Source organism: Paraburkholderia sediminicola (assembly GCF_046026855.1).
In the GTDB taxonomy this organism is placed as follows: domain Bacteria; phylum Pseudomonadota; class Gammaproteobacteria; order Burkholderiales; family Burkholderiaceae; genus Paraburkholderia; species Paraburkholderia sediminicola_A.
The window spans coordinates 128979-154713 of record NZ_JAQQET010000019.1 but is presented as its reverse complement, the minus strand read 5'-3'; the positions used below and the strand labels follow the sequence as shown (position 1 = coordinate 154713).

The following is a 25735-nucleotide window of genomic DNA, read 5'->3' as shown; positions in this document are numbered from 1 at the left end:
CGTCGCGAACCCATCTGCTGACGTTTCATTTCATCGCTAAAGCGCGGCTTTACTAACAGGAAAACCGCGCCCTCTCACACCCAGCTAATTACTTCGAAGCCCACGACGAAAAACGCTGCTCCAGTTCATCGCCGTGGTCGGTCCAGAACGTGAGATTCTGCAGCACCGCGTTCTTACCATTGGCCGGCGAATTCGGCAGATTCGCAAGCGTCTTCGGATCGAGCGCCTTGATCGCCGCCACGTTCACCGGACCGTACGCGATGTTATGCGCGTAGTCCTGCTGCGGTTTCGACGAAAGCGAATAGGCGATGTACTTCTCGGCCAACGCCTTGTTCGGCGTGCCCTTCGGAATCGCCCAATAATCGAGGTCGTAAATGCTGCCGTTCCACACGACCTTGAGGTTCTTCCCTTCCCTCTGCGCGGCATCGATACGGCCGTTGTACGCAGTAGACATCACCACATCACCCGCGACGAGGAATTGCGGCGGCTGCGCACCCGCTTCCCACCACTGGATATTCGGCTTCAGTTCGTCGAGTTTCTTGAATGCGCGGTCCTGACCTTCCTTGGTGGCGAGCACCTTGTAGACGTCCTTCGGCGGGACGCCATCGGCCATCAGCGCGAATTCGAGGTTGTAGCGCGCGCCCTTGCGCATAGCGCGCTTGCCCGGGAATTTCTTCACGTCCCAGAAATCGGCCCAGCCAGTCGGCGCGGTTTTGAGTTTGTCGGCGTTATAGGCAAGTGCCGTCGACCACACGAAAAAGCCCACGCCGCAGGTTTGCGGTGCTTCGGGAATCAGATCCGACTTCTTGCCGATTTTCGACCAGTCGAGCTTCTCGAATAGTCCTTCGTCACAGCCGCGGCCAATGTCGCCCGATTCGACTTCCACCACGTCCCAATTCACATGCTTCGCTTCGACCATCGCCTTTATTTTGGCCTGCTCGCCGTTGTATTCGACGGCAGTCACCTTATTGCTGGTTTGCGACTCGAACGGCTGGTTGAATGCGACTTTCTGCGCGTCGCCATTCGCGCCGCCAAAATTAACGACCGTCAGTTCCGCTGCATTGACCTGCGCCGCGCCCAACGCGAGCGCCACAGCACCGACAGCGATGGCGCAGCGCGATTTCCCGATCTTGCTCATGGTGTGTTGCTCTCCTTTGGTGGTGTGCTTCAAGCTAAGTACAGTGCGACTTGTTATGTGCTGCTTACGTGAACTGCTTTTTTTCCTGCGTCGAACGACCTACGACCCACGCCTCACACGACCTCACGCCCCAGCAAACACCCGCAGATGCTCGGGTGCGAACTCCAGCGCAATCGGCGCGCCAGGCGCAAAGGTGTCGAGTGCATCGGTGCCGAGCGGCACCTTGACGAAGCACTCGTCCTGCTCTGGCAGGCCACAGCGCATGCGCACGTGGTCGCCGAAATAGATCAGCCCGCGCGCTTCGCCGCTTAATGCATTGGCGCCTGGCCGTGACACACCGTTGGCAAGCTTCATGCGCTCGGGCCGAATACAGGCGACCGCCGGCGTGCCCGCCCGCGCACCGCCGATATTGCGTCCTGTGAGTCGTGTGCCGTCGATCAGATGAAACTCGCAGTACTCACCGTCGACGTTCGCGATCGTCCCGCGCAGCTTGTTGCTGTCGCCGATGAAGTTCGCGACGAACTCGTTGCACGGCGATTCATAAAGACGATCCACGGTATCGAGTTGCTGCACGATGCCTTTGTCGAACACGGCGACACGGTCGGACATGGTCAGCGCTTCACCCTGATCATGCGTGACGTACACAAACGTCACGCCGAGCTTCTCGTGCAATGATTTAAGTTCGTACTGCATGTGTTCGCGCAACTGCTTGTCGAGTGCACCGAGCGGCTCATCCATCAGCACGAGCTTCGGCTCGAACACCAGCGCCCGCGCGAGAGCAATGCGTTGCTGCTGGCCACCGGAAAGCTGCGCCGGATAACGCTTCGCGAAACTCTCCATGCGCACCATCTTCAGTGCGTTATGGGTGCGATGCGCGCGTTCCTCGGCAGAGAGTTTGCGCACGGTGAGCGGATACGCGACGTTCTGCTCAACCGTCAAATGCGGAAACAGCGCGTAGTTCTGAAAGACCATGCCGATGTTGCGCTTGTGCGGCGGCACGGTATTGAGCAGCGTGCCATCGAGCCAGATCTCGCCGCCGGTGGGAAATTCAAAACCCGCCAGCATCATCAGACACGTGGTTTTCCCTGATCCCGAAGGTCCGAGCAGTGTCAGAAATTCGCCTTGATAGATATCCAGATCGAGTTGCTTGACGACCAGCGTTTCGCCGTCGTACGTCTTGCGTACACCTCGAAAGCTGACGATCACGTCATCGGTTTTCATGCCCAGGTCTCCTCTGCGGTCCGGCTGGCTCCCCCTGCAAAACAGCGGGATTGCATTAATTGCGTGGCTCACTATAGTCCCTTACGGTTCTACAATATGGAACCATTTCATTATTCCGGATAGAACCACTTGGACACCGTGATCTTGTCGGATTGGCTCGCCGCGCGGCTCGACCGCGCGGCCCCCGAACCGGTCTACAGGCAGACGTTGCGGCTAATGCAGCAGGCCATCCTGAACGGCCAGTTGCCGCCAGGCACCAAGCTGCCCAGTTCGCGCACGCTCGCCGAAGACCTCGGCATCGCGCGCAACACGGTGCTGCACGTCTACGATCAGTTGACCGCCGAAGGCTATGTGATCTCGACCACGGGCAGCGGCACCTATGTCGCCGACACGCGGCCGGACACGGCAGCAATGAATGCGCGCAAGCAACCGGCAGTGGCAAGCGTCGACGCGGACGGCGCCAGTCAGGCGACCGAGGCCTTGAAGCCGCCAAAGCGCGATCTCGGCGACCTCTCCATACGCGGACGAAGGTTGATCGATCAGGCCGGCGTGTCAGCAAAACAATGGGGCGCGTTTATGCCGGGCGTGCCTGATGTCGCCGAATTTCCCGCGCGTACATGGAGCCGCTTGCAGGCAAGATTGTGGAAGGAAGCTAATCCCGATCTACTGACCTATGCGCCCGGCGGCGGCTATCGGCCGTTAAGGCGCGCGTTGTCCGACTACCTGCGGGTCGCGCGCTCGGTGAATTGCACGCCCGATCAGATCATCATCACGACGGGCATTCATCAGTCGATCGATCTGGCGGTGCGTTTATTGACCGACGTCGGCGATCGCGCATGGGTGGAAGAGCCGTGCTATTGGGGCGCGCGCAGCGTGCTGCAATCGTCGGGGATCACGTTGGTACCCGTGCCGGTTGATGCCGAAGGCCTCAACCCACGCGAACAGGATTTGCAACAACCACCGCGTCTCGCGCTAGTCACGCCCTCGCATCAATATCCGCTCGGCATGGTGATGAGTCTTGCGCGCCGCCGCACGCTGCTCGAATACGCGCGCCAGCATAACGTCTGGATCATCGAGGACGACTACGACAGCGAGTTCCGCTACGGCAGCCGTCCCCTGGCGTCGTTGCAAGGCCTCGACGACGCCGGTCAGGTGATCTACGTGGGTAGCCTGGGGAAGATGCTGTTCCCAGGTTTGCGGATCGGCTACATGATCGCGCCGGAGCATCTGGTCGATACGTTCCGCACGGGCGTGGCCGAGCTGTATCGCGAGGGACAGTTAATGCAGCAGGCCGTGATGACCGATTTCATCATGGACGGCCATCTCACGTCGCATGTTCGCCGTATGCGAGCGCTCTACGGTGAGCGCCGCCAGATTCTGATCGACGCGATCACTGCGCGCTTCGGCAACGAACTCCCGGTCATGGGCGACGAAGCCGGTCTGCATCTGGTGCTTGGCCTGCCCGATCATGCCAACGATCGGGCGGTCACGGCTGCGGCTTACGATGCCGGCGTGATTGTGCGGCCGCTCGCCGCCTATTACAGCAGCGAGACGCCCGCACGCCGTGGACTATTGCTGGGATACGCCTGCGTGGCGAACGAGAAGATCGGTCCGGCATTCGACACGCTCGCGCGCGTGATCGAGCAGACGGCATTGAAGAGGAAGCCTACGCGCGCCGCTTAACTGCACGCGGCCGCGCTGCGAAATGCGTCCACAACGCATATCGCAAGCGCATCACGAAAGCGAGACGACGATGACGAACCGGCTCGCATTGCAACGCATCACTTCAAGCCAAAGTCCACCCGCGTCGTCGCACCCTTGTCCTTGATGCCATCTGCGTTCAGCTTCGGCGCGACGATAAACACGCGGCTGCTGTCGATCTTGCCTTCGAAATACTGCTGCACAGCTTGCGCCCGTTGCTGTGCAAGATCACGCAAGCTAGCGTCATTGATCGGAGCGTTGGCGGCCATTGCGCTTTTCATCTCGTCGTCCGGCAAGCTCTTGGTCAAGCCGACAAAATTGCGCGGCTTCTTGAAGTCGGCCGCCTTGTAGGCCTTGGTCAAGTACTTGTCGTATTCCTTCGGATCCACGGTGACGGTCGAGAGATCGACGCTCTCGCCGTTGCCCACCACGTCCTTGATCTTCTGCTGCTTGACCTGGCGATCAACATATTGCTCGCGCAGGCCCGGTCCGTCGACCGCCGGATCGACGCGGCCAATCAGATCGATACGAATTGAGGTCTTGTCGGCCAGCGCCTTCACGATCGTGTCAAGTTTCTTGTCGGCGGCATCCGAAAGCTTCGCCGAACCCGGATCGAATTCGACATAGCCCAATTCCTCGCCACCGCCACCGAACGCATTGGCGATCAATGAGAACGGCGCGGTCACGGCCTTCTGCAGCAGATTGAGCACTGCATGCCAAATCAGCCCGCCGATACTGAATTCAGGGTTCGACAACGAACCCGACACCGGCAGATTCACGTCGATTTCACCGCGCGAATTTTTCAGCAGCGAGATCGCGAGACGCACCGGCAGCTTGGTCGCCGTATTGTTCTCGACATGATCGCCGAACGTGAGCTGATCGATGAAAATATGGTTGTTCGCGTTCAACTGATCGTTATCGAGCTTGTAGTGCAGATCGACGTTCAGCTTGCCTTTGGTGATCGGATAGCCGGCGTATTTCGCCGAATACGGCGTGAGGTTGGTGAGCTCGATATCGTGCGCGCTGGCGGTCAGATCGAGCGCCGGCTTCGCGATCAGCGGATTGATCGTACCGCGAATCGACAGCGGGCCATTGGCCGCCAGCTTCGCGGCGATATCCACCGGCGCCGCCGTGGTCGATTGCGTGCCGAACGCGCCGACCGTGCCTTGAATGGCGACGAGATTCGCTGTGAAGTTCGGCTTGATGAAGTTGTCGGTGTACGTCACGCGGCCCTGTTGCAGCACCAGTTGACCGAAGTGCAGTTTGACGGGGCTTTGCGGCGGCGTAGCGGCTGTCACGGTCGCCGGCGTGGCCGACGCCGGCACCAGCGCGGATGCCACCTCGGGCGCCGATGCGGCTTGCGGCGTCAACGGCACCGGTTCGGCGCCGCTCTTGTCGCGTGTCAGCGATTGCGCGGCGCCGCTTTCATGCGCGACCACGTCGCTGAGATTCAGCTTGCCTTGCGCGTCGAGCAGCACACGCCCATAGAACTTCGTGAACGTGACGCGGCCCGCGTCGACCACTGTGCCGCGTTCGTCGTAGTCGGCCTTCAGGTTGGACAGCGCGAGTGAGCCCCAACCCGCAAACGGGTCAGACGTCGCCTTGTCGAGCATCCGTACGTCGACTAGCGCCACGTCACCACGGTACGTCGCTTTCAGCGCCTTCGCCTGACTCAGCGCGAGATCGCCGTTCGCGTTGAGTAACGCGCTCGCGATCAGCGCATTCAGTTTGCTGCCGAAGTACGGTTCGAACGCCGCTGCATCCAGGCGATTCGCGTTCACCTTGACGGCCACCTTGAGCGGTGTCGCCGTGACATCGCCTTTTATGCCGAGGGTGCCCTTCTTGTTGAGCGTCGCCTGCAGATCGACCGGCAGCGGCTTACTCAGATCGTCGCTGATCTGCTGGACCTTCAGTTGCAGCGGCGTCACGCTCAGCTTCACTGGATTCGGCGTGGTGTTGTCGGTGAAATTGGCGGTCGCGTCTTTCAGGTTCAGTTCGCCAATCTTGTAGTGCCATGCGGGACCTTGCTGCTCTGCCTTCTTGACCGCATGAATTGCCGTGCGCTGCTGTTCGGCCTGATGCGGACCGGCGAGCGCGGCAAGGTCGATGCTGCCGTCTTTCAGACGCTGCACGTTGACCACCAGGCCGGTCGTATCGACGGCGGCGATGTCTGCAGTGCGTCCCGCAACGTCCACCTGCTTGATCGTCACCTGGCCCTGCGCGAGCGAGACGACGGGCGCCTTGCTGCCGCGCGTCGCGAGTTTGAGCGATTGCAGATCGAGTTGTGTGTCGGTGACCATCACAGCCGCAGGCGACTTTGACCAGTTCGCACCGACGTTCGCGTTAGCCGACAGCGCTCCGTCAATGACTTGCGCCGCGGTTGCCGCGTCGAGGTAGGGCTGCAGCGGCGGCAATGGCAGCGACTTCAGATCGAGCCTGGCGCTAGCGGTCTTCGCGACAAGACCGAACGCACCGGCCACGCCGAGCGAGCCGGCGGCGTCCTTGAAACCGGTATTGAGCGTGTAGTGCGCGGGGGCGGTAGCGAGCGTCGAGAAATCGGTCAACGTGACGGCCAGTTTTTGCAGGCCGAGATCGACCGGCCGCGAGGCCGCTTCGTCGTGAACATTCACGGTGCCGTCGTTGAGCACGAAGCGTTTGATCGACAGGTCCAGAGGCGGTGCGGTTTTGTCCGTGGCGGTTGCACCCGATGCAGCGACGGGTGCGCTTGCAGCGTTATTGGCCGTCGCAGACGCAGATGCGCCCCCCGCGGATGCCGGGGTAGAAGCGGACGTGGACGCCGGTGCCGGAGCAGAAGCTCCGGCAGCAGGCGCGAACATCCGCTCGACACTCAACACACCTTCTTTGTCGCGCGCAAGATTGGCGCTGGGCGCGTCGATGCGGATATCGTCGAAGTGATACAGGCTCTTCAACGGCTCCAGCGTCGCGGCAGCCACGTGCACGGCGCGCGCAGCGAAGAACGGCGCCTTGCCCTGATCGCGCACGTCCACGTCGTTCAAATCGACGGTGCCCGCCACACGCAACGAAGGCGCGTCGTTGGAGACTACGAAGTTGAGCTTGAGATCGGTGGACAGCTTGCCGCTCTGCACAATCACGGGCAGCTTGGTCGGCACATAGGACATGAGACGCGGCACGTCGAGCCCGTCAAAGCGCAGCAATACTTCCGATTCGCGCGACGCTGCAAACGGCTTGCTCTTGCCGTCGATAGCGAGCGGACTGCCGTCAATGCGCGCACGCAGCAACGGCTCGACGAAGATATCGGTTTTCGAAGGCAGCGTAGCGATGAACGGAATGCCGAGCTTCCATTGATCGATCACGTGCGTAACACCGAGTAGCTTGTCGTCGAACGTGATCTGGCCGTTCTCGAGGCGAATGTTCGACACCGAAAAGAGCGTCGGCTTGCTATCGGGCTTGGCCGGCTGCTTCGAGAACTTCTCGATCAGGTCGGTGAAATTGAAGCGCTGCGCATCATAGCGAACGATATGGAAACGCGGCGAATCGAGTTGCACTTCGTCGATGATCGGCGCCGCACGAAACAGCGAGCTCCACGACGGCTGCACAATGAGCCGCGAAATATCGACGAAATCGCCCGCGCCGCCACGCTCGCCGATATGCACGCGATCGGCTTCGAGTTTGAGCGTGTATGGATTGAGCGCAATGCGGCCGATCGTGGCGGGCCGGTCGAGTTGTTTGCTGAGTTGCTGCTCGGCAATGTGGCGAATCAACGGCGGCGCCGCGAAAAAGCCCAGCAGACCGAACAATACGAGGAAGATCAGCAGACCCGTGATGACACGCCGGGTACGGCGTGACTGCGCGACGTCGCGCACGGTCTGCATGGAAGATGCGAGTGATGCTTTATTGATGCTTGCCATGCTCGGTCTTGGGTAATGCGGCGGCAAGCCCGCCGCGAAAACGAAAATCCCGCAAGCGGCAGTATAAGTGGTGAATCTTACGCGGGATAGAAATGTAAGCCGTGCCTTACAGATTGTTGCGCGTTACAACGCCGCATGTCCGCCGACACGAAGCGGCGGACATGGGCTGATTTATGCGTCACTCATGCATCGCTGTCACAGCAGTGACGCATTTCACTGATGCGGCTTCACAGTCGCACTTCATTCGCGAACTTCATTGACGCACAACTGCCGGCGGCTGCCAGCTGCCGTCGGTAGCTTGCGGCTTCGGCGCGTACAGGCGCAGCATCAGTTGCAGATCGGCACGCGGCGCCGGCAGCCAGTTGCCGCTCTTGCTGCGCGTCGACGACACCGTTACGTCGAGCGAGCCGTCGCGATTGCGGCGCGCACCGTTGCGATCGCCGACCGCCAGACGAGCCGGCGCGCTTTCCCCTAACGCGCCATCCTTCGTGTAGGCGGTGATCGTCCAGAAGCCGCGTACCGGCGGCAACTGGTTCGGTGCGAAATGAATCACATAGCGGTTTGCGCCGTTGAGCGCATGACCGTCGCTGTCCTGAGTGACGACCGCGTGCACTTCGTCGTCCTTCGTGCCAATGCCCGGTTGGGTCGCCGCAGCGTAAGCGCGCATTGCGTAGTCGGGGCCGTAGTTGCCCACGCCGTCGCCGAACCAGCTCCAGCCGTTGCCGCTCAGCAGATTGGACGGCGGCGTGACAACGCGCTCGTGACCGTCGGCGAGACCTGCGGCAACTGCCTCAGGTGCACTCGGCAGCGTCACCGGATTGCCAGGCGTCACGCCGAAATCCGAAAGGATTTTCAGTGCATGCGGATCGGCTGGTGTCGGCGGGTTGTCCGGCAAGGCCTGCGCGAGTCGGCTGAAGAAACCGTTCGCGTCAAGCGCGGCGACTTGCGCGGCCGGCGTACCGGCAGCGGCCGCAGCGGCGGAATCGGCAGCATTGCTGCGCGGCGGCGTAATCGACACCGAACGCGTGTCACCGGCATAGACGCTCAGCGGCGCGACGCGGATGGCGCGCTGCAGCTTGCGCACCGCCGTCAGGTCGCGAGTGCCGTTCGACTGGATGCGCACGCTCACCCATGCGTTGCGGGTCGGCACGTCGACGCGCTTCACGCCCTTGGGCAGATCGCCCTGCCAGCCCGGGCCGACGAAGGCAATCGTTTGCGCCTTGACGCCAGCGGCGCGGGTGGCGAACTGTGAACTGGTCGACCACACCACGTTGGTCCACATGTCGAGCACGCGAGCGTCGACGTAACGTCCGTGCGAGTCGGGCAGCGACACGATCACCGGCTCGCTGCCGACGTCCAGCCAGCCGGTAGAGTCGAGGGTGTCGAGACTCGGCTGCAGCGGATTGGCGGCGCCGATAGGCGGCAAGGCCTGAGCGTGGCGCAGCGTATTGACCGGCGCCTGGCCCGGATCGGTACCGACCGCCGCATCGCGCGCGACGCCCATCAGCACCAACGGATAGCCGAAAACATACGAATCGGCGACTTCGTCCTTGATCCAGCCAGTGGTTTTTTGCGTCGTGGACGGCGTCGACGCACAACCAGCCAGAAATGCGAGGCCTGCGAGCGATGCGCAGGTCCAGTGAAGCGAAAACAGTTCTTGGCGATTTTTTATCATTCGTTCAGGTGGCAGAACGTGCGGTCCTAAGGGAAACGTCGGTGAGCGGCGGAACCTGCTTGCGTGGCCTCCCAAAGCCGAACGCAGCCAGTCCGCGGCTCGCGATGCCGACAACATCGGGTTGTATCGTATCCTTGTTCACCAGGCAAGCGCAAAGGCAGGAATAGCGCTTCGTAACAAACGCGTGGACATCATTTACAGTACGGTTGGCGATTTTTGTCACGCCCGCGCCGGTTCTTGCCCTGCTGGCCGCCCTTTTCGACCACTCACCGCCCTTTTGTATCCGGAGCGTTTTATGTATATGCCCGCCCATTTTGAAGAGAACCGTCCAGAGGTTCTCCACCGCCTGATTGCTGAGCAGTCGTTCGGCGCGCTGATTACCCATGGGCCGAATGGGCTCGACGCGAATCATTTGCCTTTCGAATTCGACGCGCAGCTAGCCCCCGAAGGGGGCGACGCACAGCCCGCCCGCACCCACGGCATCCTCCGCGCCCACGTCGCCCGGGCCAATCCGGTCTGGCAGGAAGTCGCCGCGAACCCGGAAGCCCTCGTTATTTTTCAGGGGCCGGCCGCCTACATCTCGCCGACCTGGTACCCGAGCAAGCACGAGACGCATCGTCAGGTGCCGACTTACAACTATATGGTCGTGCACGCGCATGGCCGGATCGTCGTGCGCGACGACGAGTCTTTCCTGCGCGGTTTGGTCGCGCGGCTCACCCGAAAAATGGAAGCGGGCGAGCCGGTGCCGTGGAAGATGGGCGATGCGCCAGCCGACTATATTGCGCAGATGCTGGGGGCGATCGTCGGCCTCGAGATCGAGGTCACGCGACTGGTCGGCAAATGGAAGCTCGGCCAGAACAAGGAGGCCACCGACCGGCGCGGCGCGGCCGAAGCCCTGCTGGCACGTACCAGCGACGAGCAGAAGGCCGTTGGCCAGGCGATGCTGGACGCGCCACCGGCGTTCTGAGCTTCCGGCTCATTAGCCGTGCGCAACGCAGCCGCAAGCTCTTTGGCTTCGCAGCCTGCCGCCATAGGCTCGATCGGCTGATAGACATCCCGGACGCTTGCGGCAACGCGCTCTGGTGGCCCGTTCGGCAACGTTTCAGTGCGCCTCAAAAACGTTCTTGACCTTCCCATCATGGGAAGGTCAATACTCGGTTCATGATGCGGCCCAATGCTGCTACGAGCCAGACCTGCCATGACCGAACTTGCCACGCCGCTGCGTCCCACGGACGCTACGCCCTCCAGAACCACCGAACTCGATATCGGCGGGATGACCTGCGCCTCATGCGCGATGCGCGTCGAGAAGGCGCTGGCCAAAGTGCCGGGCGTCACGCGCGCGTCGGTGAATCTCGCCACTGAAAAAGCCAGCATCGACAGCGACGCTGCCGTCGACCCCGAAACGCTCGCCAGCGCCGTGCGCAAAGCCGGCTACGACGCCACGCCGTCGGCGCGTCCGGACGTCAAGCCGGCGCAAGCTTCGCACGCCACGGAACTCGCGATAGGCGGAATGACCTGCGCCTCATGTGCGATGCGCGTGGAGAAGGCGCTCGCGAAGGTACCCGGCGTCGCGGGCGTCTCGGTGAATCTGGCGACCGAAACGGCAACCGTTAACCTAAGCGACGCGGCCGCGAGCGCAGATGCCGAAACCGACGCGTTAATCGCAGCGGTCAAGAAAGCGGGCTACGAGGCGACGCTGATGGCGCCGCCGGATACATCGGCGTCCGCCGTCGACACTCCCGCCCTTACCGCCACAGCAAGCAAGCGCAATCAGACGCGCCGCGAACTGACGGCCGTGCTCGCCTCCGCCGTGCTGACGCTGCCGCTCGTCCTGCCGATGGTCGGCGAATGGTTCGGCTTGCACGCGATGCTGTCCCCCTGGCTGCAATTCGCCCTCGCCTCGATCGTGCAGTTCGTGTTCGGCGCGCGCTTCTATCGGGCGGCCTACCGTGCCGTGCGGGCCGGTGCCGGGAACATGGACTTGCTGGTGGCGCTCGGCACGTCGGCGGCTTATGGGATCAGCGTCTACGAACTGGCCACTCATCCGGGCGACATGACGCATCTGTATTTCGAAGCGTCGGCGGTGGTGATTACGCTGGTGCGCTTCGGCAAGTGGCTCGAAGCGCGCGCCAAGCGCCAGACCACGGATGCGATCCGCGCGCTCAACGCGCTGCGCCCCGACCGCGCGCGAATCCGCGTCGGCGCGGACGAACGCGAAGTACCGCTCGCGCAGGTGCGGGTCGGGACAGTGGTGATCGTGCGTCCCGGTGAACGCGTGCCAGTCGACGGCGCCGTGCTCGAAGGCCGTACCCATATCGACGAATCGCTTATTACCGGCGAAAGCCTGCCGGTACCGAAGCAGGCCACCGATCGGGTCACCGCCGGCTCGATCAACGGCGAAGGCGCGATTGCAGTGACAACCACCGCGATCGGCGCGGAAACGACTCTCGCACGCATCATCCGCCTCGTGGAAAGCGCACAGGCCGAGAAGGCGCCGATCCAACGACTGGTCGACCGTGTCAGCGAGATCTTCGTGCCGGCGATTCTGGCGATTGCGGCGCTCACGCTAGTGGGTTGGCTGATTGCCGGTGCGGGCGGCGAAACCGCAATTCTGAATGCCGTTGCCGTGCTGGTGATCGCCTGCCCCTGCGCCCTCGGACTGGCAACGCCCGCGGCCATCATGGCCGGCACTGGCGTTGCTGCGCGGCATGGCGTGCTGATCAAGGACGCCGAGGCGTTGGAAACCGCGCATCGGGTGAATATCGTCGCATTCGATAAAACCGGCACGCTGACGCTCGGGCAACCATCGGTGACGGCGTTCGAGGCAATCGGCGACATTGAACGCGACGAGGCGCTGGCACTCGCCGCAGCCGTGCAGCGGCAAAGCGATCATCCGCTGGCGCGGGCAGTCGTGAAGGCGTATGAAGCAGCACAGGCCGGCAATCTGCAAGACGACAATGCGGTTGAGGTCTCGCTGGCGAATGGCGGCGTTGAGGCACTGGGCGATAACGCGCCGGGCGCTTCAGCATCCGTTGCGGTAGCGAAAGGCGCGGCGGAGCTGCCGGTTGCATTACGCACGGCAAGCACGGTAAGCGCCGCTCGCGCGGTGCCCGGCCGCGGTGTGGAAGCCGACATCGATGGTCGCACCCTGGCGCTCGGTAGCACGCGCTGGCTCAACGAACTCGGCATCCCGTTACCGCCGCAACTTGCCGAGCGCGCAAAACAACTCGAAGCCGCCGGCAACACCGTCTCCTGGCTAATGCAGCGCGCGCCGCTGGCGCCCACCGCGCTCGCATTGATCGCCTTCGGCGACACCGTCAAGCCGACTGCTCGTGCGGCCATCGAACGGCTCACCCAGATGGGCATCAAAAGCGTGCTCGTCACTGGCGACAACGCCGGCAGCGCGGCGAGCGTCGCCCAGGCCCTCGGCATCGCCGAAGTCCACGCCGAAGTCCTGCCTGACGACAAAGCCCGCGTGATCCGCGACCTGAAGATCCGCAGCGCCGGTATCGTCGCGATGGTAGGCGACGGCATCAACGACGCCCCCGCGCTCGCTGCCGCCGACATCGGCATTGCAATGGCGACCGGCACCGACGTCGCAATGCAGGCGGCGGGCATCACGCTGATGCGCGGCGACCCGGCGCTGGTGGCCGACGCCATCGACATTTCGCGCAGGACCTGGCGCAAGATCCAGCAGAACCTGTTCTGGGCCTTCGTCTACAACCTGATCGGCATTCCGTTAGCCGCTCTCGGCTTGCTGAATCCGATGCTGGCCGGCGCGGCGATGGCGTTTTCGAGCGTAAGCGTCGTCACCAATGCGCTGCTGCTGCGCACCTGGCGCGGCGCGTCGGGACGATGATGCGTTCACGCATCGATGGCGCAGACGGGCTATATATGCCCATATATTACGAATCGCTTTCGAATGCGCTAAAGAATTGGGCAAATCGGCCGTAATCCTGACATAGGTGTAAACCATGCGTTCGCATGGTTTACACGTTACATGTCTCCCTTTACTCCGAATGCCCATGGAATTTCTCTCTTTGCGCCGCGCCAGTGTTGGCGCCCGGCTTGCTGTACTGTCGTGCGTGCTGGTGGCGTTGATTTTCGCGGCCTTTACGTGGGCTCTCACGCGCACCGCAGGCAAGCAGGTCAGCGATCAGGTACTCGAACGTATCGCCGATAAGGATCGCTCGATCGCCGCCATGATCACGCTGTTCGACAAGGCGCTGTCGTCCGAAGTCGATCGCTCGATGTCGCTGTTCGCGAGCTTCCTGCCCACCGGCTATACGCTCGACGACACCCAGAAAGTCGACATCAACGGCGTCGCCACCCCAACCATCAAGGCCGGCGACAAAGTCCTGAATATGGACTTCTCGATTCCCGATCAGTTTCTCGAGCGCAGCGGCGCGGTAGCCACCGTGTTCGCACGCAGCGGCGACGACTTCGTCCGCGTGACGACTTCTCTGAAGAAACAGGACGGCTCACGCGCGATCGGCACACTGCTCGACCGCAAGGGACCCGCGTACGCACTGATCATGGCGAACCAATCCTATACGGGACTTGCCGCGCTCTTTGGCAAACGTTTGATTACCCAATATCGGCCGATTACCGATGCAAGCGGTCGCGTGATCGGCGCACTGTTCGTTGGCGTGAACGTGGACAAGGAGATCCAGTCGGTCGAAGACGGCATCAGCAAACTGAAAATCGGCGACAGCGGCTACTACTTCGTGGTCAACGCCTCGAAGGGTGCGGATCGCGGCAAGCTGATCGTGCATCCGGCCGCAGCCGGCCAGAACACGGACAACGCGAACGCGCCCTATCAGCAGATGCTCGATATGAACGAAGGCCAGCTCGAATTCAGCTCCGCCGACGCGACGCTCGGCGAGCGCAACGCGCGCGACAAATTCGTGTCGTTCGTCACTGTGCCGGAATGGCAATGGCTAGTGGGCGGCGTTGCGCCGCGCGACGAGGTGATGGCGGACGTCATCTCCACGCGTGATCAATTCCTGCTGATCGGTTTCGCGCTAGTCGGCGCATTCGCGATCGTGTTCCTGATCGCCGTGCGCCGTCTCGTGAGCCGTCCGCTCGATGAAGCCGCGAAGGCCTCCGAGCGCTTCGCCTCGGGCGATCTGAGGGTGCGCGTGGCCAAAGGGGCGAATACACGTGCCGACGAAATCGGCCGCCTGATGCAGTCGATCGACGGCATCGGCGAAGGCCTCGCGCGTATCGTCTCGCAAGTGCGCAATGCGTCGACGGATATGTCGGATGGCACCGAAAAGATCGCCACCGGCAGCGGCAATATCGCGGCGCGTATTGCCACGCAGGCGAGCAGCCTGGAAGAAACGGCGGCCAGCATGGAACAGATCACGTCGACCGTGCAGCAGAACGCCGATCATGCCGCGCAAGCCAACACCCTTGTCACCCATGCTGCCGATGCCGCGCTCGAGGGCGGCCGTGCCGTCGAACGCGTGGTCTCGACCATGGGCGAGATCAGCCGCTCGTCGCAAAAGATCGCCGAGATCACCAGCGTGATCGAAGGCATCGCGTTCCAGACCAATATCCTCGCGTTGAACGCGGCCGTGGAAGCAGCGCGCGCCGGCGAGCACGGCAAGGGCTTTGCAGTGGTCGCGTCGGAAGTGCGCGCGCTCGCACAGCGCAGCGCGGCTTCGGTGAAGGAGATCGAAGGCCTGATCGCCGCCTCCTCCGCGACCGTTCAAAGCGGCTTCCGGATCGCCGAGGAAGCGAGCTCGACGATGCAGGGCATCGTTCATCAGGTGGGCCAGGTGCGCGCAATCATGGCGGAAATCAGCGTCGCGTCGCGCGAGCAATCGGGCGGCATCGAACAGGTCAACCTTGCTGTCACGCAGATCGGTGAGGCGACCCAGCAGAATGCGACGCTCGTCGGCGAGGCGGAACTCGCGGCGGCTGAGTTGCGCGCTCAGGCCGCGCGGCTTGCGCAGGTGGTTAGTGTGTTCAAGCTGGAAGCCGGGCGGGATTAAGGCGTTGCTTTAGCTTGACGAGGGCGTGGCGCTAGTTGCCGCGCCGCCATCGTCAAAACTCCACATCCAGTTCGTCGATTTCCTCCACTTCCTGCTGCGCGTCCGCGATCCACTCCTGCATTTCGGGCAGCGCCATGATGCGCTGCCCGTATTCGACGATCTCCGGATCGAGCTTCACGTCGTAGGTGACGAAACGTGTCACGACCGGCGCGTACATCGCATCCGCCGCGCTGCGCTCGCCGAATAGAAACGGCCCGCCGTACTGCTTCAGGCAATCGCTCCAGATTGTCACGATGCGGTCGATATCCGATTGCGCCCGCGCCCACACCTTGAAGCCCGGAAAATGCGCTTTCAGGTTCATCGGCAACGCCGAGCGTAGCGAACCAAAACCCGAGTGCATTTCACCGCAAATCGAGCGGCAATGCGCTCGTGCGCGGATGTCCCTGGGCAATAACATCGCGTCCGGTTTCAGCTCGTTCAGATATTCGGCAATCGCCAGGGTGTCCCAGATCTTGATACCGTCGTGAAAGAGACACGGCACCAGAATCGACGGCGAGAGCAGCAGCAATTCGGCGCGTGCGGCCGGATCGTCGATCGGCATCACGATCTCTTCGAAAGGCAGGCCGCTGAACCTGGTCAACAGCCAGCCGCGCAGCGACCACGACGAATAATTCTTGCTGCTGATGGTGAGCGTGGTATTCGCCATACGTTTCTCCTCCAGATGAGGCGTTCAGCCGACGCCTGACGATGCGCATGCACGTTGCCGTGCGCGGACGCACCAAAGCGCGGCAATTTCAGCCCGCTCCCATGACCCGCGCAAATGCTATGCCAACGTAGAGGGACGGCTGCGCCAGTGCGACTGCTTGATTGGCACATGACTTGCCTCTATTCGGGCTCCTTCCTTTCCTGCACTCGTGCGAAGGTTATGAACCTGTTCGCATATCCCACATACCAGGCTTTCGCCGACATGATGCTGCCGATGCGGCACGGCGCTGCGCTGGTGAATCATTCGCTCGACGCCTGGCCCGGGTTTGGTGACACATCGCATGGTCGCTCGATACGCGCGGCCTGCGAGCTTTTGACACTCGCCGGACTTACGCCCGTCAGGCCGCCGTTCGGCATCGATAGCGTGGTGACCGAAGGCAAAGCGGTGAAGATCGTCGAGGAAGTGGCGGCGCACACGCCGTTCTGCTCGCTGTTGCATTTCCGTAAGGACGCCACGCTTTCCCATCCGCAGCCGCGCGTGCTCGTGATCGCGCCGATGTCCGGCCACTTCGCGACGCTGCTGCGCGGCACCGTTCGCACGATGCTGGCCGAGCACGACGTCTATATCACCGATTGGCACAATCCGCGCGACGTGCCGCTGAGCCAGGGCCGTTTCGGCTTCAACGAATATGTAAGGCACGTGATCGACTTCACCGAGACGATCGGACCGGGTACGCACCTGCTGGCGGTGTGTCAGCCGACTGTCGCCGCGTTGGCCGCGGTCGCGCTCATGGCCGCCGACGACAACCCCGCGCAACCCGCCAGCATGACGCTGATGGCGGGCCCGCTCGACACGCGCATCAACCCGACGCGCGTCAACGAACTGGCCAAAAGCAAGCCGCTCGCGTGGTTCGAGCAGAACCTGATCAGCGCGGTGCCGTTTGGTTTTGCAGGCGCGCACCGGCGTGTGTATCCGGGCTTTGTGCAACTCACCGCATTCATGTCGATGAATCTCGGCCGCCATCTCGACTCGTTCGAGACCATGCATTACGAGCGCGCCAAAGGCGATCCGGCGAAGGCCGACACGATCCATACCTTCTACGAAGAATACTTCGCGACGATGGACCTGACGGCCGATTTCTATCTGGAGACCGTCGACACGGTTTTTCAGCGGCATGCGCTGCCGCTGCATGAGCTCGAGGTGGAGGGGCAGCTTGTGGACCCTTCGAAGATTCGGCGTACCGCGTTGCTCACTGTTGAAGGCGAAAAGGACGATATCTGCGCGGTTGGGCAGACGCTCGCCGCGCAGGACATGTGCGACAAATTGCGGCCGTATCTGAAGACGCACCATGTGCAGACCGGCGTGGGGCACTATGGCGTGTTCAATGGGCATCGGTGGGAGCGGCAGATTTATCCACGTGTGCGGGCCGTGATTTACGACAACGAGCCGCGCGCGGTGCTGGTGAGTTCACGGGCACGTACGATTCAACCGGTGTCGGTGGCTGCGGCTTCTGAGGTGATGGCGGCAGCGCCGGCTGCAGCGGCGATGGTCGATGTAGCGGTGGAGCCAGCGGCCACGATGACTGCCGCGCCGAACGGGCCTGGTGCGAGCTCCGGCTCCGCCGTCAAGCCACAACAGGCCTCACGGTCAACGCGACGGAGGCCACCCGCGACGCCGTGAAGTGGTGCTCCGGGTGAGGGCGTTGCAAACGGAGACGGCGCGGTTATTCCTTCAGAAGGCCTCGAGCGGCCGCGATATGCCGCCGCGGCTCTCCTCTCCTCAAGTCGCGATCAAGCTGCGACACTCTTCCACGGCTGTACCGCCGGTACTTCGCACGGGCCATCGACTTCAATCGACTTGAAGTCCGCCGGCGACACGATTTCGATGTACTCCATATCTTCAGAGTAGTCGAACAGATAGTGGACGATGCCCGGCGCCTGATGCACGCAATCTCCGGCGGCGACGAGCGTCTCCTTGTCGCCGTACATGAAGCGCGCCCAGCCCTTCAACATGATCACAATGTGGAAATCGGCCTCATGACGGTGCCAACCGGTGCCTTGCTCTGGTGCGTGATTCGCCTTGACGAGTTGCGCGAGCACCTTGCCGCCGGTTGCCTGCGCGATGCCTAAATCCCGGTAAAGAAAAAAGTCGCGTAGGCCCTGATCTACGTAGGACGTGTCCTGCGGACGGACATGGCTGAATTGCGTGGCGAATTCGGTGGACATGATCGCGCTCCTCTTGAGTGAGCCGGCAGTTGAAAACGACGCGTTGGAGCGTCGGTTGCAAGCATCAAGCGGGCCAGTTTGCGGAGCGGCTTGCATCAACCGCTTCGGCTAATGAGGACTGTTATGCGGTGGGCCGGAACATCTGGAACATCTCGCCGATTTCCGCGTAGTCGGCACGATAGCCGGCGCGCATGATCGGTTGCGCGGCGTGCGTATCGAACAGGCCGTCTTTCAGATAGGCCTCGTTGATGTGAACGCCGACCACTTGCCCGAGCGACAGGTAGTTGTCCATCGGCTTGCCGTCGAGGGTATGCAAACGCACCACTTGCAGCAACTTGCATTCGAGCGCGGCCGGCGATTCGGTGACGTGCGGCACAGCGACGTTGCGGCCGGGTGCCGGCGTGAGACCGGCAAGTTCGAACTCGTCGACGTGCGGTGGGACCGGCGCTGACGAACGGTTCATGTGTTTGGCGAGCGGCTTGCTGGCGAGATTCCAGACGAACTCGCCGGTCGCTTCGATGTTGGCGATGCTGTCTTTACGGCCTTCACTGCAGAAACCGACGATCGGCGGGAAGCTGGCGAACGCGCCGAAGAAGCTATACGGCGCGAGATTCAGCGTGCCTTCGCTATCGCGAGAGGAAATCCAGCCGATCAAACGCGGGGCGACGATGGCCTTGAACGGGTCGTGCGGGAGGCCATGACCGGCGGCAGGGTCGTAGAAGTAATGGGACATGGGTTGTGCTCGCGTTCGCGGGTGAGGTGGAGGGTATTTATACCGCAGAGTGCTGGGAGCTGCTGAGGGCGGCACGAGCCGATCTGATCGACGAGATCCAGCGGCGGCGACACTCAGGGAAGGTGCCCGGCCGCCCCACAACCGATGGTTTAACCGCGACTGATCACCCGCTTGCGGCCTTCCTTGATTCGCGCCAAATGGGCGTCGTCCCATTCATAGAATCCAGCGCCGCTACGCACGCCGACGCGCCCCGCGTTCACCTGCGCACGCAGCAGATCGAGCACGTCTTCGTCCTTGGCGAGTTCCGGCATCAGATGCGTGGCGATGTCGAGAAAGGTGTCCAGGCCGCCCATGTCCGCGCCCTCGATCGGACCGACAATCCCCCATCGGCGCCCGAGCGAGGCCTTCATGACCCGATCGACCACATCAGGCGTCGCAGCGCCTGAACGCACAATGTTCAATGCCTCACGCAGCACCGCGAACTGCAGCCGGTTGCCGACAAAACCCGGAATCGCCTTCGCCAGCACGACCGGCTCCATGCCGATCGCGCTCATCAAAGCAGCGGTTTGCTCAGTGACCTCTGGCGCGGTCGCGGTACCCGGCACAACTTCGACGAGCGGGATCATGTGCGGCGGATTCCAGAAATGCGCGATCAGGAAACGCTCCTTCGCGCGCAACGGCGCAACCAGTTGATCGGGCGGAAAACCACTGGTGTTGCTCGCGAGAATTGCATCGTCAGCCATCAAACTGGCCAGCGACGCATACAGGCGATGCTTCAGTTCGAGCACCTCGGGAATCGCCTCGATCACGAATTGCGCCGACGCCATGACGTCGAGCTGTGCATGCGTCTCGATGCGCGAGAGCGCCGCCTGTTTGGCAGCCGGGTCGATGCGTCCAGCGTCGATCAGTTCGTCGAGCACCGCTTCCGCCTTCGGCGCAACGCTCGCGAGGCGCGCCGGGTCGACGTCGTGAACGATCGTCCGGTGCCCGTGCAATGCGCTTTGCGTCGCAATGCCGACGCCCATCAACCCCGTGCCCACTACGCCTATGACTGCCTTGCTCACGCTGCTCTCCTGCTGCCGTCGATGAAAGCGTTCAAGCATAGCGCAGCGCGCCGCTTTCCAAGGCCGAACGTGACAAAGCCGGTCTTCCGTGAAGAAGGACCGGCTTTGGGGACTTCACGCCGCGTCAAGCGGCGCCGTCATGCGCATTAATAACGCGGGGGCGGCGGGCGACGATCGTCGTGGTGATGCGGATCGTAGTCGTGCGGATGACGGTGCATCCAGTCGTCATGAGCCCAGTAGCGATGGCCGTCATAGTAACGATCGCCATGCCAGCCGATGTTGATCGACACGCCCACCGGCATCATGTGCGGCTGACCGTAAACCACCGGCCCCGGACCGTTCTCAACGATCACCCGTTCCTGGGCGAAAGCGCTGCCGGCTGCGAGCAACGCGCCGCCCGCCAGCAAGGTTGCAATAATCGAACGCGATGTTTTGTTAAAAGTTTTCATAGTGACCTCCCATACAAAGTTTTTGTATCAAGCCAGCGCCCGTGTTCAGTCGACATCGAACCAGGATTTCGGGTTCGGACCAGACGCCGTACGCTTGAGACCAACTTTAGCGGGGCAAACCGCATGAAGAAGTGAGCACTTGTAAGCGCACATTTCATAGAAAGGGACGGATGAAGGGTGGCCTTTTTCGCGTTCGCCGCCCGTCTGCAGCGCATGCGCGGTGGATCAACCGGATGGTCGGGCAGCGCCTTGTCAGGCGCCGTTACATTCATTTCGACCAGGAAATATTTGGAAAGACTGGAAGTGGGCGACAGCCGCACAAAAAAACAAAAGCCACGGCACGCATTTCGCGGGCTGTGGCTTTCAATGATGCTCGCGCACTCGAGGTGCGCGCCCATGCGCGGTGGTCCGCGCTCAGGCCATACGACTTTGCTTTTTTAGTCGCTCAGCTTGATGCCGAACAACGTGGATTGCGCTTTGCGCATGCGCTCTGCTTCGCGGCTACGCGCTGCGTACGAGTAGTCCGAATCCAGCGGCAGATGGGGCGACGCAAAGAGGTCGCTGACCTTTTGGAACAATGCAAAAATGAAGCTCATGGCGACTCCCGGTTGGTTACTGCATTAGCTAGGGTTTTCCCTTAAGAATGATTATAGGGTTTTCCCTAGGCAAAAGCTAGTGCAACGCAGCAATTTCTCGGGTGTGGTGTATTGCCACGGGGTTTTTATTCATGATGCGTCGCACCATGACAACGTCCCTGTTTTTCATATTTCAGGGCCAGAAGCTTCCGTCTACTGGAGCGTGGTTGATTGCGGCTTCCTGCTGCGCGTGGGTTTTGCGCTCGTTGTACTTTTGCCCGGATTGACCGCGGCGGCATCAATGGCGCCTGCCGCGGTGCTCTCCGCGCGCACCAGCGTCGCGTTGTTGACGGACACGATCAGGCCCGGCAGCGTCCGGTTGGGATTGTCTTGCGGCTTGACGGAGGCGCCCGTCGCTGAAAACTCCACGTTCAACGCCCAGTGCCCTTCGTGTATGCCCTGATCGCGCAGAAGCGCGGCTAGCAGCTCCTCGATCGAATATTTGTGCTCGCTAGTCGGCATGGTGGCCCCCGTCAGAAGATGCGCTGGCGTATCCGGTCCGGCTTCGCAACAGCAACGAGAGTGTAAAACGCAAGGTTTGGCTTGCGACGGATCCGCGGCGGACGATGCCTTACGGCACCTATCCTGTGAAGCGGAAATGGAAGCGTGGCTAGGGGAAACGGAAGTACGCGCGGTGCTGGTTGCGCCGGCGCAGCGAGCCGCCGCGGCCAGCTAACGCCGGCGCGGTGATCGCTGAAGATCAATGCGAGTTGGCTGCTTTCGGCTTGTGCGCGTGCTGTACTCGCGCACCGCGCTTGCTATGAGCGGGCGTGGCTGCGGCTGGTGGGGGCACCGCGGTTGCCGCTGCGTCAGAAGCAGCGGTAGCCGCCGCAACATTGGCCATCGCCATGTGGGTGTCGAGCAAGCTGGCCATGGCGGCCTGCTGGTTCTGCATCAACTGTTCGATGCGGTGCTGCTGGGCGGTGGTTTCACGCGTCAGGCGCATCAGAAGCACAGTCTGTGTGATGCCGATCGCGACCGTCACCAGCAACGCGCCTACCACGATCGACAGCATCCATTTCATGCGGCGTGAATGGTCGGTCGCGGCGAGGCGTTGATCGGCGATCACAGCATACAGGGCGTCGACGGTGTCGGCGAAGGCCGTCGCGCGGGCACGGTCAAGTTCAGGCGCGGCACGCAGCGCTGCCGCGGCAGCTTCGGCGCGTTGGGCTTCCCGGAATGAGGGTGCAGCGAATGCGACGTTTGCGTGCCCGGATGCGAATCCGGGCGCAGATGCAGATGCGTTGTCCGACGCCTTGACGGCCGGCTTCGGCGCAGCGCCCGCCGTACCGGACTCGGACTCCTGCTCGGACATAGGCTCGGATTCAGGCGGAAGCAAAGAGAAAGCGCGCTCCGCTCCCGCATTCTCGGCTTCAACGCCAGCCGCTTCTCGCGAAGCCGTCGCCGCCTTGGCAAAGGTCGCCGCAAAGCGCTGCGGTGGTGTAGGGGGCGTGGCAGCACCCGAGGTTGATGCAGCCGCTGTATCGGTCGTCGTGACGCCCGGCTCAGCCGCCTGGCGCAGCGCGGTCACGCTGCGCGCCACGGTAGCCGCCGCCATCGCCGGCGTGAGGGCTGTGGCCGCGTCACGTGCCGATGCCGCCGGCTTCTCTTCGGCCGGTGCCTCTGCTGCCGCCATCACATCCCCGAAAGCCAGCTCGCCAACAAGCGATCCCGTCGCAGTCGTAACGTCCGGCTCCAGGCCGCTCAATTGCGCATTCATCGGCGCCGGCTCGTCGGATTTCCCGGCGCGAGGCATGCGCCGCGCCGCCTTCGTGTCTAGCGTCGCGCCGTCGGCGTCAATCGCGCCAACCGCTGCCAGCACGACATCGGGTAATTCAAAGCCATGCAGCGTGCCTTGCCGGACGTCGATATTCATCGCTTCCAGCGTGGCGCGGGTGGGATCGTCGGGGAACAGGTCGAGCGTGCTGTCGTCGCGTGAGGCATCGCTCAGTTGCGCGAGACGTTGTGCCGAGCGCGCGGCGCGCGCCAGCTTGTTTTCAGTTTCGGTCGAGACGGTGGCCTGACGCCGCTTCTTCGAAGCGGCGCGCTGAGGCCTGGACTGCGTGGATGCTGCGGAATCTGCCATAGAGAAAAAAGCGGTCGTCGCCGGAAAGCGGGCGCCGAGCACCGCTCGTCAATGCCATTGGAATTTTTCGAGACCGCATTGTCGCATGGCCGCCCGCCCCTGCCGAAGCCATTCGCCGACGTTTTTCCGTTTTTAAGACGACGTCTCGTCCTGCCGGAACTGCTTGACGCCATGCAACTGACGCAAGCGTGCGCAGATCGCCTCATATTCGGTATTCGACACGCGGTGCAACGTGATCACCACTTCATCGCACTCCGGCGCGTCGTCGCTCTGCTGCATCACGAATTGCTTGACGCGCGGGCTCGCAGCGCCGAGTTCGTCGTGCAGCGAATGGAACGTCATGGTGCCGCGCTCGACGATCATTGTCAGCTGACGCCGTTGCTTCACCGTAATGAAACGGCGCTCGAGCGGCTTGATCCCGGCGAGGATGATCAGAATGATGATGGTCGCGGCGATCGACGCCGTGTACAGCCCGCCGCCAACCGCCAGCCCGATAGCCGCGACCGACCAGAGACTGGCCGCCGTCGTCAGCCCGCGGACGATTTCGCCGCGCAGCAGAATCGAGCCCGCGCCGAGAAAGCCGATGCCGGAGACCACCTGTGCGGCCATCCGCGACGGGTCGAGCACAACGTGATCGCCTGTCAGTACTTCAGCAAAACCATAGGCCGATACGATCATGATGAGCGTGGAACCGACACAAACCAGCATGTGCGTGCGTAAGCCCGCGGCCCACGAAAGCCGTTCGCGCTCGAAGCCGATGACGCTGCCGAGCGCAGCGGCCAGCACCAGACGGGAAATGAGTTCGAGGTTCCCCAACATTGTTTTTCCTCCTTATCTGAAATTATTTGAAGCGTGTCCCGCACCTGTAGTGGAGTGCCAACGGCAGCCGTTTGCTTTATGCTTGGCCGCACGCCGTCGCGCGGATTGCTGGGACAGTCGTCATGCTGCTTCCGGGCCATCTCATTGCAGGCCAATTAGTATCCACGATCAGTAACCACAATCGCCGGCACAGCACGATCGCCAACAACCGCGCCGCAGCGAGAGCCAAATTCCACCGCCGCTTCGAATGGCCCGTTTGACCAACTGAACTATGCAGAGCATGACCCCTTCCCCCACTTCGACGATCAATCTCGCCGCCACACTGCGCGATCATTTCACTCGCGTGGTGCTGCCGCTGTGGCGCGGGCCCGGTTTCAACACCGCGCTGAAGCTGCCGTACGAAGCGGTCAGTGCCGAGGGTCCCGAGCCGTTGCCCGTGGAACGCTACCGGGCCATGGCGTGCGCGCGACAATTGTTCGTGTTCTCGCAAGCAGGCGATGCGGCGCACGCCCAGGTGCTGTTCGATTCGCTGATGCACACCTTTCAGGACACGCGCCACGGCGGATGGTTCTATAGCGTCGATGCACAGGGCGCGCCGCTCGACACCACCAAAGACCTGTACACGCATGCGTTCGTGGTATTCGCTTGTGCGGAATACGGCGGCCGTTCCGGCAACCGCGACGCGCTGGAAGTCGTGCATCGCACGTCGGCACTGATTCAGTCGCACTTCGCGGCTAGTGACGATCTGTTCAACGCCGCGCTCACCGCGGACTTCGCCAGCGTGACCGGCACGCCGATCCAGAATCCCCTGATGCACCTGACGGAAGCCTGGCTGGCCGCCCGCGACGCCACGCGCGATAACGCCTTCGACGCCGCACTGCGCCGCCTTGCCGGCGCCGTCGCGCATCACTTCGTGCATGCGCCGACCGGCTGCATCGCTGAATTGCCGATTGGCGCGGACGACAACCGTCTGGAACCGGGCCACCAGTTCGAGTGGTTCTGGCTGGTCAAACAGGCCGGCGCGTTGTTCGAAGCCACAGGTCTCGACGAATCGCTGACGCGCGCGTTCAGCTTCGCGCAGCAATATGGTGTCGACCCGCAAACGGGCGGCGTGTGCGCCTCGCTCGACGAAACCGGAGGAGTCAAGGACGCCATCCAGCGGATCTGGGCTCAGACGGAATATCTGCGTGCACTGGCGAGCCATGACGACCCGGCTGCGCTTGCCGCGCTGCCGCGGCAAATCGAGCTTTTCCAGCAACGCTTTCTGCGTCCGCAAGGCTGGTTCGAATGCAAAACGGCGACCGGTGAAGTGGCGCGTGCCGACATGCCGTCGACCACACCCTATCATCTCGCGACCGCCTATGACGCGTTGCCGGGCTAAGCGCCGGCCGCCG

19 protein-coding genes are annotated in these 25735 nt (G+C 62.5%); 6 read left to right on the top strand and 13 right to left on the bottom strand.

All coding sequences use genetic code 11. The annotated features are described in order from the left end of the window. Positions 1–88: 88 nt before the first annotated feature. Complete coding sequence (locus tag PQR40_RS21795; RefSeq protein WP_408239083.1) at positions 89–1138, bottom strand: ABC transporter substrate-binding protein; 1050 nt, start codon at positions 1136–1138, stop codon at positions 89–91. Between the two features lie 123 nt (positions 1139–1261). Next, a complete protein-coding gene (locus tag PQR40_RS21790; protein WP_408509858.1) occupies positions 1262–2359 on the bottom strand; it encodes an ABC transporter ATP-binding protein in 1098 nt (365 codons plus the stop codon). 129 nt (positions 2360–2488) lie between these two features. On the opposite strand from PQR40_RS21790, the gene pdxR reads away from it, so the two are divergent. Further along, positions 2489–4042, top strand: a complete 1554-nt coding sequence (pdxR, locus tag PQR40_RS21785; protein WP_408509857.1) for a MocR-like pyridoxine biosynthesis transcription factor PdxR — start codon at positions 2489–2491, stop codon at positions 4040–4042. A 98-nt stretch (positions 4043–4140) separates the two neighbouring features. On the opposite strand, the gene PQR40_RS21780 is transcribed toward pdxR, so the two are convergent. Both PQR40_RS21780 and PQR40_RS21775 read right to left on the bottom strand, forming a co-directional pair. After that, positions 4141–7950, bottom strand: a complete 3810-nt coding sequence (locus tag PQR40_RS21780) for a DUF748 domain-containing protein (protein WP_408509856.1) — start codon at positions 7948–7950, stop codon at positions 4141–4143. A 253-nt stretch (positions 7951–8203) separates the two neighbouring features. Then, complete coding sequence (locus tag PQR40_RS21775; RefSeq protein ID WP_408389651.1) at positions 8204–9625, bottom strand: DUF1254 domain-containing protein; 1422 nt, start codon at positions 9623–9625, stop codon at positions 8204–8206. Between the two features lie 295 nt (positions 9626–9920). Between PQR40_RS21775 and PQR40_RS21770 the strand changes: the two genes are divergently transcribed. From PQR40_RS21770 to PQR40_RS21760, 3 genes are all read left to right on the top strand, one after another. After that, on the top strand, positions 9921–10592 hold the full coding sequence (locus PQR40_RS21770) for an FMN-binding negative transcriptional regulator (RefSeq protein WP_408389653.1): 672 nt from the start codon (positions 9921–9923) through the stop codon (positions 10590–10592). Positions 10593–10823: 231 nt separating this feature from the next. Beyond that, a complete protein-coding gene (locus PQR40_RS21765; protein ID WP_408484509.1) occupies positions 10824–13484 on the top strand; it encodes a heavy metal translocating P-type ATPase in 2661 nt (886 codons plus the stop codon). A gap of 166 nt (positions 13485–13650) precedes the next feature. Beyond that, positions 13651–15624: a methyl-accepting chemotaxis protein gene (locus PQR40_RS21760; protein WP_408509855.1), complete on the top strand. Its 1974-nt coding sequence runs from the start codon at positions 13651–13653 to the stop codon at positions 15622–15624. Positions 15625–15676: 52 nt separating this feature from the next. Here the strand turns inward: PQR40_RS21760 and PQR40_RS21755 are convergent, their stop codons facing one another. Further along, positions 15677–16330, bottom strand: a complete 654-nt coding sequence (locus PQR40_RS21755; RefSeq protein WP_408239061.1) for a glutathione S-transferase family protein — start codon at positions 16328–16330, stop codon at positions 15677–15679. A 219-nt stretch (positions 16331–16549) separates the two neighbouring features. On the opposite strand from PQR40_RS21755, the gene PQR40_RS21750 reads away from it, so the two are divergent. Beyond that, positions 16550–18010: a polyhydroxyalkanoate depolymerase gene (locus PQR40_RS21750; RefSeq protein WP_408239059.1), complete on the top strand. Its 1461-nt coding sequence runs from the start codon at positions 16550–16552 to the stop codon at positions 18008–18010. 110 nt (positions 18011–18120) lie between these two features. Here the strand turns inward: PQR40_RS21750 and PQR40_RS21745 are convergent, their stop codons facing one another. The 8 genes from PQR40_RS21745 to PQR40_RS21710 form a co-directional block, all read right to left on the bottom strand. Further along, complete coding sequence (locus tag PQR40_RS21745) at positions 18121–18555, bottom strand: cupin domain-containing protein (protein ID WP_408239056.1); 435 nt, start codon at positions 18553–18555, stop codon at positions 18121–18123. Positions 18556–18676: 121 nt separating this feature from the next. Next, a complete protein-coding gene (locus tag PQR40_RS21740; RefSeq protein ID WP_408509854.1) occupies positions 18677–19288 on the bottom strand; it encodes a flavin reductase family protein in 612 nt (203 codons plus the stop codon). Between the two features lie 149 nt (positions 19289–19437). Continuing rightward, a complete protein-coding gene (locus PQR40_RS21735; protein WP_408509852.1) occupies positions 19438–20391 on the bottom strand; it encodes a 3-hydroxyacyl-CoA dehydrogenase family protein in 954 nt (317 codons plus the stop codon). A gap of 107 nt (positions 20392–20498) precedes the next feature. Beyond that, entirely contained in the window at positions 20499–20801 is a 303-nt protein-coding gene (locus PQR40_RS21730) for a hypothetical protein (RefSeq protein WP_408239047.1), read from the bottom strand. A 437-nt stretch (positions 20802–21238) separates the two neighbouring features. After that, entirely contained in the window at positions 21239–21397 is a 159-nt protein-coding gene (locus PQR40_RS21725; RefSeq protein ID WP_166618131.1) for a hypothetical protein, read from the bottom strand. A 192-nt stretch (positions 21398–21589) separates the two neighbouring features. Next, positions 21590–21898: a hypothetical protein gene (locus PQR40_RS21720; RefSeq protein ID WP_408239044.1), complete on the bottom strand. Its 309-nt coding sequence runs from the start codon at positions 21896–21898 to the stop codon at positions 21590–21592. 238 nt (positions 21899–22136) lie between these two features. After that, entirely contained in the window at positions 22137–23522 is a 1386-nt protein-coding gene (locus tag PQR40_RS21715) for a hypothetical protein (protein WP_408389663.1), read from the bottom strand. A 132-nt stretch (positions 23523–23654) separates the two neighbouring features. Beyond that, positions 23655–24341: an MgtC/SapB family protein gene (locus PQR40_RS21710; protein WP_408239039.1), complete on the bottom strand. Its 687-nt coding sequence runs from the start codon at positions 24339–24341 to the stop codon at positions 23655–23657. 271 nt (positions 24342–24612) lie between these two features. Between PQR40_RS21710 and PQR40_RS21705 the strand changes: the two genes are divergently transcribed. Next, positions 24613–25722 carry an AGE family epimerase/isomerase gene (locus tag PQR40_RS21705; protein WP_408509851.1) on the top strand — a complete coding sequence of 370 codons (1110 nt, stop codon included), beginning with the start codon at positions 24613–24615 and terminating at the stop codon, positions 25720–25722. Positions 25723–25735 lie beyond the last annotated feature (13 nt).